The organism is Microlunatus spumicola (assembly GCF_039536445.1).
Taxonomy (GTDB): Bacteria; Actinomycetota; Actinomycetes; order Propionibacteriales; family Propionibacteriaceae; genus Microlunatus; species Microlunatus spumicola.
In genome coordinates, this window is the sequence record NZ_BAAAYR010000001.1 from 313,806 (window position 1) to 326,225 (window position 12,420).

The following is a 12,420-nucleotide window of genomic DNA, read 5'->3' on the forward strand; positions in this document are numbered from 1 at the left end:
CGCGCGGTTCACGGCTCGGGCGTCAGCGTGACCCCCACGAGCAGACCGAGGTGGTCGGTGCCCGGCACCGCCACGCTGCGGGCCGCGGTCGCCCGGACCCCACCCCGGACGAGCACGTGGTCGATGTCGATCAGCGGCGGCACGAGGCGGCGGTCGGCCGGGTAGGTCGGCACCCAGCCGGCGCCCGCCTCGTCCACGGCCGACCGCCACCCGTCCGCGGCCAGCGCGCGCTGGGTGGGGTGCGAGGCGACCGCGTTGAAGTCGCCGGCGAGCAGGCGCGGGCCCGAGGTCGGCAGCGCCGCCCGGAGGTCCTCCTGCTCCGGGAGCCAGTGCGTGCCCCCGGTGCGGGGCCGCGCCGGGTGCACGGCGACCACGGTGAGCGCCGGCCCGGACCCCGGCAGGTCGACCCGGCACACCCAGGCCTGGTTGGAGAGGTCGGCCGACAGCGGCTCCGTACGGGTGACGGGGTAGCGCGAGAGCACGACCGTCCCGGAGGCGCCGGCCGCGGGCAGCGTCCCCGTGCTGCGGTAGGGGAGCCGTTCGGTGAGCCCGTCCTCGGTCAGGGCCTGCAGCAGGGGTGCGGTGGCCTCGGTCAGCACGACGAGGTCGGCGGTCCGGGCCGCCTCCGCGAGCGCTGCGGGGTCGGCGCGGCCCAGGCGGGCGTTCAGCGCCAGGACCGTGAGGGTCCGCTCGGTCGGGGCGCCGGGGTCGGCGACCCAGCGGGGCGCGAGCAGCAGGACGGGGACGACGGTCGCGGCCGCGCAGAGCCCGACGAGGACGGCCCGCGCCACGCGTCGGCGCAGCGCGAGCGCCGCGGTCGCCGCGACGGTGGCGAGGACCAGCCCGGGGGCGGCGAGGTCGGTGAAGGCCGTGACCATCGCCCAGGTGTCGGGCCGCAGCGGCAGCACCCGGGCGGGCACATAGCGGCTCCAGAACAGCGCGCCCGAGACCACGGCGGCCGGGACGGCCAGGCCGGTCAGCAGCCGTGCGGCCGTCGGTCGTACGCGGTCGACCCGCACGGTGTGCTCCCTCGCCTCGGTGGAGCACCGACGCTAGGAGGGCGGGAGGGGTCCGCGCACCGGTCCACGGTCGTCGGGAGGTCGGACCACGGTCCCGCGTCGGCTCAGCTGCTCTCGTGGTGCGAGGTGGCGTCCTGGACCTCGCCCACAAGGACCTCGATGATGTCCTCGAGGAAGAGCACCCCCGTCGTGGCGCCGGCGTCGTCGACCGCGCGCACCAGGTGCAGGCCGTCGCGGCGCATGCCCGCGAGGGCGTCCTCGAGGTCGCCCGTCTGGTCGATGGCCCGCAGGTGCCGGATGCGCGCGCGGGGGATCGGCAGCCGCGCGGCCGGCCCGTCGACGAGGTCGAGGACGTCCTTGAGGTGCACGTAGCCGACCGGGAGGCCGGCCGCGTCCTGGACCGGGTATCGCGAGTAGCCGCCCTGCTCGACGGCCCGCTGGACGTCGGCCGGGGTGGCGCGCGGCGGCAGGCAGACGAGCTCGTCCATCCCGACCACGACGTCGCCGACCTTGGCCTCGGTGAACTCGAACGTGTTCGACAGCGTCCCCGAGCGGTCCGACAGCAGGCCCTCCCGGGTGGACTGCTCGACGATGCCGGCGACCTCGTCGAGCGTGAACGCGCTGGACGCCTCGTCCTTGGGCTCCACGCCGAAGAGGCGGACGGCCGCGTTGGCGAGGGCGTTCAGCGACCGGATGACCGGGCGCAGCACCCGGGACACGAGGACCAGCGGCGGGGCGAGCAGGAGCGCGGCGCGGGTGGGGACCGAGAACGACAGGTTCTTGGGCACCATCTCCCCGAGCACGACGTGCAGGAACGTGACGAGCAGCAGCGCTACGACGAACGACACGACGTCCACGGTGTCCGCGGAGAGCCCGGTCGGGCCGAGGGCCAGCTCGAAGAGGTGGTGGATCGCCGGCTCGGACACGTTGAGGATGAGCAGCGAGCAGATCGTGATGCCCAGCTGGGACGTCGCCAGCATCAGCGTCGCGTGCTCCATCGCCCACAGGGTCGTCCGGGCGGCGCGGCTGCCCTCGTCGGCCAGCGGCTCGACCTGGGAGCGGCGCGCGGTCACGACGGCGAACTCGGCGCCGACGAAGAAGGCGTTCGCGGCCAGCAGGACGACGAGCCAGACCAGCCCGGGCACGACCTCGTTCACGCGTCGGCCCGCCCGTCGGTCGTCCCGTGGTCGTCGGGCGCGGCCCGCTCGTCGGCGGCGCGCTGCTCGGCCGCGGCCTTCTCCTGACGACGCTCCTGGCGGGTGTGGCGTCGCTCGCCCTCGGCGACCTCCTCCTCGAGCTCGGCCGGGTCCGGCTCGTCTGGGGTGAAGCGGACCCGGTCGACCCGGCTGCCGTCGATCCGCTCCACGCGCAGCGTGCCGCCCTCGACGTCCACCTCGTCGCCCACGTCGGGCAGCCGGTCGAGGCGGTCGGTCACGAAGCCCCCGACCGTCTCGTACTCCTCGTCCTCGGGCACCCGTACGCCGGTCCGCTCGTGGAGCTCGTCGGGCCGCAGTGCGGCGTCGAAGGTGAACGAGTCGCCCTGGCGGACGAGGTCGACGCGGGCGCGGTCGTGCTCGTCGGTCAGCTCGCCGACCAGCTCCTCGACCAGGTCCTCGAGCGTGACGAGTCCCGCGGTGCCGCCGTATTCGTCGGCGACGACGGCCAGCTGGAAGCTCTGGCGGCGCAGCAGGCCGAGGAGCGTCTCGGTGGACATCGACTCGGGCACGCGCGGCGGCTCGACGGCGAGCGCGGACGCCGGGACGCGGCGGCGCTGCTCCTGGTCCAGCGCGAAGGCCTGCTTGATGTGCACGACGCCGCGGATGTCGTCGGCGTCCTCGCCGATCACCGGGAAGCGGGAGTGACCGGTGCGGCGGGACAGGTCCAGGACGTCGTCGGCGGTGTCGTCGAGGCGCAGCTTGTCCATCCGTACGCGCGGGGTCATGACGTCGCCCGCCGTCCGGTCCCCGAACCGCAGCGTGCGGCTGATCAGGGTCGCGTGGTCGGCGTCGAGGCTGCCCTCGAGGGCGGAGCGCCGGACGAGCGAGCTCAGCTCCTCCGCGCTGCGCGCCCCGGACAGCTCCTCCTTGGGCTCGATGCCGAAGCTGCGGACGATGGCGTTCGCGGTGTTGTTGAACAGCGCGATCAGCGGTCGGAAGACCGTGGTGAAGACGGTCTGGAAGGGCAGCACGAGCTTCGCGGTCGCGACCGGCAGGGCCAGGGCGAAGTTCTTGGGGACGAGCTCGCCGACCACCATCGAGAAGAGCGTGGCCAGGGCCACGCCCACGATCGTGCCGACGACCGGGACGGCCATCTCGGGCACGCCCACGCCCGCGAGGGGTCCGGCGAGCAGCGCGCTCACCGCCGGCTCGAAGGTGAACCCGGTGAGCAGGGTCGTGAGGGTGATCCCGAGCTGCGCCCCCGACAGGTGGGTCGAGGTGATCCGGAGCGCGTCGATGGTCGTGTCCAGCCGGGTCTCGCCGTCCGCCCGCCGGTTCTCCAGCTCGTGGCGGTCGAGGTTGACCAGGGCGAACTCGGAGGCGACGAACAGCCCCGTGCCCACGGTCAGGAGCAGGCCGACGCCGACCATGAGCCACTCGAAACCCACGGGTAGTCAGTCCTGTCGAGACACGGCCGCCCTGCGCGAGCAGGAGTCGTTGGTCGGCGTGGCCGCTCACGATACCGGCCGGGGCGGGGGCGCACGTCCGGCCGATGACTTCCGCCGGCGTCCGCGTCTGCCCCGTCGGGTCCATCCGGGTCGGACGAGGGAGCAGCCGTGGGAACCGTGGTCGCGCAGGCGTCGGTGTCGCTCGACGGGTGCATCGCTCGGGAGGACCACACCGTCGGGCGGCTGTTCGACCTCGCCGACGGCTGGGTCGGCGGCCCTGCTTCCCGGGCCTGGCGGCGGACGACGTCCTGCTGGGCGACCCGGAGGTCTGCGTCCCCGCCGCCCGCGTCACGCACCTGCGGATGCCGGTGCTCCGGCGCGGGAGCGGCGGCTGAGTCGGTCAGGCCCGCGTCCCGGGCCTGACCGACCGCGCGCCTACGGGGTGGGGTCCGCGACCGGACCCGTCTCGAGGCGCCGGATGCGTCCCTCGCCGGCCCGGCGCTGGAAGGTGACCCGGTCGATCTCGCTGTAGGCCTCGTTCGTCCCCGGCAGCGCGTCGGCGAGCGTGCGGACCGTCAGGGTCGTGTGCTTGCCCTGGCGGGCCGGCTTCACGTCGATCGCCAGGAACGCGTACGCGTCGTAGCGGACCTGCGACCAGGAGACGACCTCGGGCACCTTGGTGCCCTGCGTGTAGCCGGAGGCGTTCTTGGCCGAGCCGTCGGCCGACCAGTAGTAGCTGTTGACGACGTTCTCGGTGTTGTTCTCCGTCGTGTTCTCGCCGCCGGGAGGCGCGTAGCCGCGGTAGCGCTGGCCCTCGGGCAGCGCCTGGGGACCGGTCGGGACGACACCCTCGGGGGCCGGCGCGTCGGCGCCGGGCGCCGGGCGGAACGGGTAGCGGGGCCGCCCGCCGCTGCCGACGCAGATGTACGTGACGCCGTCGACCTGCGGGTGCACGACGGAACCGTCGGGCGCCGTGCGCGTCGGCTTCCCGTACCGGATGGGGTCCGTCCGCTCGAGCAGGTGGTTGTGGCCCTGCACGACGAGGTCGACCTCGTAGCGGGAGAAGAGCGGGTCGAGGGCGTCGCGCAGCCCGCCGTCGGAGGCGTGGTTGTTCGTCGTCGAGTAGGCGCAGTGGTGGAAGAAGGCGATGACGAAGTCGATGCCGTGCGCGGTGTCGGTGTCGGTGCGCCAGTGCTTCAGCGTCTTCTCGACCCAGGCCAGCTGGCTGCCGTTCGAGTAGCCCTTGTTGGTCTGGATCTCGTTGCTCAGCTCGTTCGCGTCGACGGAGATGACCGCGACGTTGCCGTAGACGAACTGGTAGACCGACGGGCAGCCCTTCGGCCCGTTCGTCGGCAGGTCCAGCCGGTCGAGGTGACCCCCGTAGCCGTGCGTCGGGCTGTCGCCCAGCTCGCGGGTGTTCCCGTAGAGGGGCTCCATGTCGTGGTTGCCCGTGGCGAACATGTACGGGGTGAAGGCGGCCTGGCTCTCGATCTGGTTGAGGAAGACGTCCCAGACGTACGGGTTGTAGAGGTTCGTCCCCGGCGCCGACGTCCCCAGCGGGGTGTGGGAGTCGTCGGCGGGCAGCCCGCTGCCGCCCGGGTCGGCGTAGCAGATGTCCCCGGCCAGCAGGGTGAACACCGGCCGCTGGGAGGCCATCAGGTTGGTCTGGGTGACCGCCGGGTGCGGGTCGCGCCCGCTGGCGCCGGCGACCGGGTCGTCGGTCTTGTAGTAGTTGTTGTCGAAGATCCCGGCGGGCCAGGTGCCGCCCGCCGCCTTCACGCTCTCCGGGTCCTGGCCCCAGGCGTACTTCGGGTCGGTCGGGGCGTTGTTCGTGCCGACGTCGGCGAACGCGGTGAAGGTGAAGGGGTCGGGGACCTCGCTGTCGTGGTTCCGCTTGCCCTTCGCCCGCGGCGGGGCCGTCGTGAAGTACGCGGTGCCGCTCTTCGCGCCGTCGGAGAGCCGCAGGCGGTAGTGGTAGACCTTGTCGGCCCGCAGCCCGTCGAGCACCGCCTTGGCGTAGAACTGGCTGCCGACCGGCCCGCCCGGGATGGCGTACTGGCCGACGAGGTGGACGATCTCGGCCTCGTAGCGCTCGCCGTAGTGGCCGGGCTCGGTGCCGACGTCGACGAAGCAGCGCAGCTTGGACGGCAGCATGCCCGTCTTGCTCACGAGCTGCGCGGTGACGGCCATGGCGTTGTCCGGCCGGTCGCCGGCGTGCGAGACGAACGACAGGTGCCGGCCCGAGATCACGGTGCCCGAGCTGCCGACGACCCCGCCCCCGGCCGCGAACGCGGCGTTCGCGAGGCCGAACTGGGCGGCCGCGTAGCCCCCGGCCCCGGCCATCACGGCCTTCAGCACGCTGCGGCGGCTGACCGCCTGCCGCGCCAGCTCCCTCGCGTTCCACTCGGTGTACTCGTCGATGGTGATGGGCTGACCGCCCTGCTCCAGAAGTGTCACGCATCGGAGCCTGCGCTCCCGCGGACCGCTCGTCCATAGACGGGCTATCGAACGACAGGTGAACAGCAGGGGTCGCCGTCACCGGTCCGGCGACCCGGACCGTTCACCCCGGTTCCCTACGGTCGCGCCCGTGAACCTGACGGTCTTCCGCCTGCCGAACCACGCCTCCGCCTGCGCCGCCGCCCGCGGTCTGCAGCGGGAGGGCCTCACCGCCCGGGCCGGCGTACGCCACCACCTCGCCTACCTGACCGTCCGCTCCGACCGCACCGACGTCGGCGCGCTGGTGCGTGCGCTCGAGCCGGGCGCGGTGCCGGTGAACGTCGAGCACCTGCCCCGTCCGCTCCCGCACGAGCCGGCCCTGGTGTCCTGAGGGCCCTGGCTCACCAGCAGGTGAAGCCGCCGTCGACGAGCAGGTCGACGCCGGTGCAGAAGCCGGCGGCGTCGCTCAGCAGGAAGACCGCCGGCCCGACGAGCTCGTCGACCCGGGCCATCCGGCCGAGCGGGGTGTCCGCCTCGAACTGCTTCACCTGCTCGGCGACCTCGGGGCGGCTGTTCATCGGGGTCGCGGTGTAGCCGGGGCTCAGGGCGTTGACACGGACGCCGCGGTCGGCCCACTCCATGGCGAGGCTGCGGGACAGGTGGGCGACGGCCGCCTTGGCCGAGTTGTAGTGGGCCTGCAGCAGCCCGCGGTTGACGATCGTCCCGGACATCGACGCGACGTTGACGATCGCGCCGTGCTCGCGCGGCAGCATCACCCGGGCCTCGGCCTGGCAGGACAGGAAGACCCCGGTGTAGTCGACGTCGACGACGCGCTGCCACTGCGCCAGCGCCATCGACTCGGCCGGCGCCGCGTCCGCGATGCCGGCGCTGTTGACCGCCAGGCCCAGCGGGCCCAGGTCCGCCTCGGTCCGGCGGACCGCCTCGGCCAGGCTCGTGGGGTCGGTGACGTCGCCGGGCACGGCCAGGGCCCGGCGCCCCGACTCGTGGATCTCGGCGACCAGGTCGTCGAGCGCGGGTCCGGCGAGGTCGAGGCAGGCGACGTCGGCGCCGCTGCCGGCGATCCCCAGCGCGATGCCGCGGCCGATGCCGCTCGCCGCGCCGGTGACCAGGGCCACCTGACCGTCCAGGCGGAAGTTCGGGGTGGTCATGGGGGCCTTTCCACGGGTCGGGCGAGCAGGAGGGCGAGCGGGGTTCAGCTCATGAACATGCCGCCGTCGACGTTGATCGCCTGCCCCGTGATGTACGAGGCCGCGGGCGAGGCGAGGAAGAGCAGCAGCTCGGCGACGTCGTCGCTCGTGCCGGCCCGCCCGAGGGGGATCCCGGCCACCCACTCGGCCATCAGCTCGCCGGGCCCGTAGTCGCCGAGCAGCCGGCCCCACTCGCGGTCGTTGTACGCCCACATGTCGGTGTCGACGATGCCGGGGCAGTAGGCGTTGACCGTGATCTGCTCGCGGGCGAGCTCCTTGGCCAGGCTCTGGGTCAGCCCGACCACGCCGAACTTGCTGGCCGCGTAGTGCGGGGTGAAGACGAAGCCCTGCCGCGCCTGGCCCGAGGCGGCGTTGAGGATCCGGCCGCGGCTGCTGCGGCGGAGCAGGGGGAGCGCCGCCTTCGCGCAGAGGAACGCGCCCGTGGTGTTCACGGCGAGGACGGTGTTCCAGGCCTCGAGGGTGAGCTCCTCGAAGGTCGAGATGGTGATGGTGCCCGCGTTGTTCACGAGGACGTCGACGTGGCCGAACCGTTCGCCGACCTCGGCGAAGCACGCGCCCACCTGGGCCTCGTCGGTCACGTCGCAGACCAGGCCGAGGATGGGCCGGCCGCTCGACCGGGCCAGCGCGGCGGCGACCTCGACGACGCCCGGGTCGCGGTCGAGCAGTGCGACCGTCGCGCCCTCGCCAGCGAAGCGCGTGGCGATGCCGAGCCCGAGGCCCCGGCCTGCGCCGGTGACGACGACGACGACGTCGTCGAACCGGGACGGCCGCGACGGTGCGGCGGGGGTGCTCATGGTCGTCTCCTCGGGATGCGGGTGCTGGTGCGCGTGCGGCCGACCGGCGGGTCAGCCGGCGTCGGTCGGGTGGGCGGCGGCGATCGCCGACCGGACGGCAGCGTGCCAGGCCTGCCGGCGCGCGTCGCGTTCCGGCGGGGTCGAGCGGGGCTCGTACGCGGTGTGCGGGCGGGGAAGCGCCTCGAGGTCGGCCAGGGACCAGAGGCCGGCACCGAGGCCCGCGACGTGCGCGGCACCGAGCGCGGAGAGCTCGGCCACCGCGGACGCGGCGACGGCGCGGCCGGAGGTGTCGGCCTGGAGCTGCATCAGCGTGGCGTTCGTGGTCGGTCCGCCGTCGGCCAGGATCGTGCCGATCGCGTCCCCGGCCTCCTCGGCGGCGGCGATGACGTCCTCGATCTGGGAGGCGATCGCCTCGAGCCCGGCCCGGGCCAGGTGCTCCAGCCGGGTCCCGGCGCTGACGCCGGTGATCGTGGCGCGCACGGAGTCGTCCCACCAGGGCGCGCCGAGCCCCGTGAACGCCGGCACGAGGACCGCGCCGTCGCTGGTCGGCCCGGCGGCCGCGGCGACCTCGCCCGGCGTACGACCGAAGAGGGCGCCCAGCCAGGTGAGCGTGGCGCCGCTGGAGCGGATGTTGCCCTCGAGCCCGTACGCCGGCGTGTCCAGCTCCCAGGCGATGGTCCGGGCGACGCCCGCGACGTCGGCGTCGGGCCGCTGCGTCACGGTCATCACCGAGGAGCCGGTGCCGTAGGTGACCTTGACCTGCCCGGGCCGCCAGCCCGCGTGCGCGAAGAGCGCGGCGTGGCTGTCGCCGAGCACCCCGGTGACGGGCACGTCGGGTCCGAGCGGGGCGAGGTCCGCGCACCGGACGTAGGGACCGGTCGACGCGACCACGCGCGGCAGCGCCTCGACCGGGACCTCGAAGAGCTCCAGCAGCCAGGGGTCCCAGGTCCGGGTCGTGAGGTCGAGCAGCTGGGTCCGGGACGCGTTGCCCGCCTCGATCAGGTGCTCGCCGCCGATGCGCCACAGCAGCCAGGAGTCGATGGTGCCCAGGCAGAGCTCGCCCGCACGGCTCCGGCGGCGGTCGGGGTCGGAGGCGTCGAGCAGCGCGGTGGCCTTGGAGGCCGAGAACATCGCGTCGAGCGGGAGGCCGGTCAGGTCCCGCACGCGGTCGGCGTGGCCCTCGGTGCGGAGCCGCTGGCACAGCGCGGCGCCGCGGGTGTCCTGCCAGCCGAGCATCGGGCCGAGGGGCTCCCCGGTCGCCCGGTCCCACAGCAGCATCGACTCGCGCTGCGTGCTGAGCCCGACCGCCGCCACCCGGGCCGGGTCGACGTCGACGAGCACGGCCCGCACGGACTCCTGGACGGAGCCCCAGATCTCGAGCGCGTCCTGCTCGGCCCAGCCCGGCCGGGGGAACGCCTGCGCGACGGCGACCGACGCCCGCGCCCGGACCTCGCCGTCGAGACCGACCAGCACCGCCTTCGTGGCGCTCGTCCCCTGGTCGACGGCCAGCAGCAGTGCGTCCACGCGAGCAGGCTGCCAAGGCGGTGAATAGATTGTCAACTCTGCATATCCAGTCAGTCGCCGCTGAGCAGCACGCCGACCTCTTCGAGGCCCTTCGACAGGCTCAGGGGGCGTCCGGTGGCAGGACGCTCGCTCGACGACGGCTCGAGAACGCTCCCTGAGCCTGTCGAAGGGCCACGAAGTGGTGGGCGTCCTCGGAGGACCCGAGAACGCTCCCTGAGCCTGTCGAAGGGCCACGAAGTGGTGGGCGTCCTTGAAGGAGTGGGACGACGAGAGCCGGGCGGCACGACGGCCGCCCGGCTCCCGGGTCGTTCTGGGTGAGGCTCGAGCCCTACGTGCGGGCTTCCTGCCCGATGTCCGGGTTGTCGGTGAAGACGTTGTCCATCCCGGCGTCGAGGAAGGTCTCGATCTCGCCGTTCAGGTCACCGACGGCGTTCGGGTCGTCGCTGCTGCGGAGCTGCAGCGGCAGGAACTGGTTCTCCCGGCGGAAGGTCCAGCCCGTGATCTCCAGGCCGGCCCGGTGGGCGTCGCGGATGACCGGCGTCGGGGCGAGCAGCCGCCCGTCGGCGTCGCGCGGGATCATCACGTCCTTGCACAGCGCGACCTGGTCGGCGTAGCGCTTGATCCCCTTCAGGCCCGCGGGCGTGACCAGGTCGGCGTAGGTGGTCGGGCTGCCGGCGGCCTTCAGGTCGTACGGGGCCCCGGAGCAGTCGACGAGCTGGATGAGCGGCAGCTTGGTCTTCTTCGCCAGCGCCTTGAGGTTCGAGGTCTCGAAGCTCTGGATGACGACGGGGTCGCTCTTCTTCTTCCAGCCGTGCGCCTTCAGCGCGGCGACGAGCGGGCCGTCGGTGGGCAGCCCGATCGAGGCGAAGTACGTCGGGTGCTTGGTCTCCGGGGCGACCCCGATCGGCTTGCCGCTGCAGGACTGCGAGTGCTTGGCGAGGTCGAAGACCTCGTCGAGCGTCGGGATCGGGTAGAGGCCGTCGAAGGCGGTGTTCTGCGGGCGGACCTTGGGCAGCCGCTCCTTGGCCCGCAGGGTGCGGAGCTCGGACAGGGTGAAGTCCTCGGTGAACCAGCCGGTCTGGCTGACGCCGTCGACGACCTTCGTCGTCTCGCGGTCCGCGAACTCGGGGTGGTCGGCCACGTCGGTCGTCCCGACGATGTTGTTCTCGTGACGCGCGACGAGCTGGCCGTCCTTGGTCGGGACGACGTCGGGCTCGATGTAGTCGGCGCACTGCTGGATCGCCAGCTCGTAGCTGGCCAGCGTGTGCTCCGGGCGGTACCCGCTCGCGCCGCGGTGGCCGATCAGGCGCACGGTGGGGGCGTCGGTGCGCACCTTCGGGAAGCCGACGACGATCATCTCGGTGTCGTCCGGGGTCCCCGGGTGGCGGGCCGAGTTGTTCGGGTAGTTGTTGTCGTTCGCGAAGAGGTAGCGGCCGCCGCTCAGCGGGACCACCGTCTCGGTCGACTGGAACGGGAAGGCGAAGGTCGAGCCCACCCCGTACGCGCCGGGCGAGGTCTCGGTGCCGATCCGCTGCGGGTTGGCGATCTTGAGCAGGTCGAGCACCAGCCGCTTGCGGGCGAAGCCGTCCTCGCGGCGGTTCAGGTCGACGCTGTAGACGCGCTTGGTGACGGACTGCGGGCCGTCGAAGTTGTCGCGCTCGAGCACGACGAGCTTGCGCTTGCCCACGAGGTGCGCGTCGCCGACGAAGTTCGCGTCGGTGTCCGTCTCGTACGCCCAGGTCTTCTTCGTGTAGCGGTTCTTCCTGGTGTCGAACTCGTAGACGACGCGGCGGCGCTTGTCGGTGTCGGCGTTCAACGCGCCCTCGAGGATCGGGTAGAGGTAGCGCCCGTCCTTGGAGCCCGCCATGGCCTCGAAGCCGCGGCTGCTGCCGATCGCCGGGGTCTCGCCGGCACCGAGCGTCGGGTTGTCGGGCGACTTGCCGTCGACGAAGGGGACCGGGGCCGACAGGAGCTTGCCGCTCTTGCTCACGTGCAGCAGGTAGGGGCCGAACTCCTCGCCGATCCAGAAGGTGCCGTCGGGCTGCCGCACGATCGACTCGATGTCGAAGTCCGCGCCCGTGAGCAGGCGGTCGGGGGTGTCCCCGTTGACGATCGGGAAGGCGATGCGGTGGTCCGGGTCGCGCAGCGAGATGAACCGCTGCACCTTGATCGCGCCGGCGCCGCCGTCCGCGGTCTCGAACTTCGGCTTGACCTTGTAGACGCGCAGCAGGAAGTCGGCCGAGTTGGCCTTGCTGCCGAAGCCGTTGTCCGGCATGGCCCAGAAGGTGCCGTTGCCGTTGTCCACGACGCCGGAGAAGCCCGGCACGACCTGACCCTTGAAGGGGCCGGTGCGGCCGTTGACCGCACCGTTCGGGGTGGCCAGCGCGCCGGAGTCGGGGCCCGGCGCGGAGTAGTCGGCCGACAGGGTGGCCCGCGCCTCCAGCGTCGGGGTCTTCACCAGCCGGCTCGGGCTCGGCCGGCTCTGAGAAGAGTCGGGGGAGTCGGGGGAGTCGGGCGCGGCCTGGGCGGCCGTGCCGCTCGCCCCGGCCGCTGCTGCGGCCAGCAGGGCGGTCGTGACCAGCCCTGCCATCCTGCGTCGTGCTCGCACGCGGGTGTTCCTCTCGTCGTCGCCGGGGCCGTCGGAGGTGCGGCCCGCGCTGGCGTCCCGAGGATCGAAGCGGCTGGTCCTGACATCGTTCCCGTTCGGAGGCGAACGCTCGGCCACGCCCCGGTGAACTCCGGGCTGCCTGCCCGTCCCGCAGCCCGCGGTCCGGCGACACTCCGAGGACTCTCCGCCGTCCGACCGCCGCGGC

Annotated in this window: 9 protein-coding genes; 1 reads left to right on the forward strand and 8 read right to left on the reverse strand. The window is 73.3% G+C overall.

Annotation, left to right across the window (positions count from 1 at the left end):
• Positions 1-8 precede the first annotated feature (8 nt).
• From ABD665_RS01460 to ABD665_RS01475, 4 genes are all read right to left on the reverse strand, one after another.
• Positions 9-1,019: an endonuclease/exonuclease/phosphatase family protein gene (locus ABD665_RS01460; RefSeq protein WP_204912570.1), complete on the reverse strand. Its 1,011-nt coding sequence runs from the start codon at positions 1,017-1,019 to the stop codon at positions 9-11.
• Between the two features lie 104 nt (positions 1,020-1,123).
• On the reverse strand, positions 1,124-2,176 hold the full coding sequence (locus ABD665_RS01465; RefSeq protein WP_344740818.1) for a hemolysin family protein: 1,053 nt from the start codon (positions 2,174-2,176) through the stop codon (positions 1,124-1,126).
• On the reverse strand, positions 2,173-3,624 hold the full coding sequence (locus ABD665_RS01470; RefSeq protein WP_344740820.1) for a hemolysin family protein: 1,452 nt from the start codon (positions 3,622-3,624) through the stop codon (positions 2,173-2,175). Before ABD665_RS01470 ends, ABD665_RS01465 begins: the two co-directional genes overlap by 4 nt.
• A gap of 435 nt (positions 3,625-4,059) precedes the next feature.
• Positions 4,060-6,081, reverse strand: coding sequence for a metallophosphoesterase (locus tag ABD665_RS01475; protein ID WP_204912569.1), 2,022 nt, complete (start codon positions 6,079-6,081; stop codon positions 4,060-4,062).
• 130 nt (positions 6,082-6,211) lie between these two features.
• Here ABD665_RS01475 and ABD665_RS01480 point away from each other — a divergent pair, with 130 nt between their 5' ends.
• Entirely contained in the window at positions 6,212-6,451 is a 240-nt protein-coding gene (locus ABD665_RS01480; RefSeq protein ID WP_204912568.1) for a hypothetical protein, read from the forward strand.
• Between the two features lie 10 nt (positions 6,452-6,461).
• Here the strand turns inward: ABD665_RS01480 and ABD665_RS01485 are convergent, their stop codons facing one another.
• The 4 genes from ABD665_RS01485 to ABD665_RS01500 form a co-directional block, all read right to left on the reverse strand.
• Complete coding sequence (locus ABD665_RS01485) at positions 6,462-7,229, reverse strand: SDR family oxidoreductase (RefSeq protein WP_204912567.1); 768 nt, start codon at positions 7,227-7,229, stop codon at positions 6,462-6,464.
• 44 nt (positions 7,230-7,273) lie between these two features.
• A complete protein-coding gene (locus ABD665_RS01490) occupies positions 7,274-8,083 on the reverse strand; it encodes an SDR family oxidoreductase (RefSeq protein WP_204912566.1) in 810 nt (269 codons plus the stop codon).
• Positions 8,084-8,134: 51 nt separating this feature from the next.
• Entirely contained in the window at positions 8,135-9,607 is a 1,473-nt protein-coding gene (locus ABD665_RS01495) for an FGGY family carbohydrate kinase (protein WP_204912565.1), read from the reverse strand.
• 328 nt (positions 9,608-9,935) lie between these two features.
• On the reverse strand, positions 9,936-12,197 hold the full coding sequence (locus ABD665_RS01500) for an esterase-like activity of phytase family protein (RefSeq protein ID WP_204912564.1): 2,262 nt from the start codon (positions 12,195-12,197) through the stop codon (positions 9,936-9,938).
• Positions 12,198-12,420: the final 223 nt, after the last annotated feature.

What these genes read in the sequence shown, in the direction of transcription:
- ABD665_RS01490 (WP_204912566.1), bottom strand. Translation starts at nt 8,083, where the DNA reads ATGAGCACCCCCGCCGCACCGTCGCGGCCGTCCCGGTTCGACGACGTC.
- ABD665_RS01500 (WP_204912564.1), bottom strand. Translation starts at nt 12,197, where the DNA reads ATGGCAGGGCTGGTCACGACCGCCCTGCTGGCCGCAGCAGCGGCCGGG.
- ABD665_RS01485 (WP_204912567.1), bottom strand. Translation starts at nt 7,229, where the DNA reads ATGACCACCCCGAACTTCCGCCTGGACGGTCAGGTGGCCCTGGTCACC.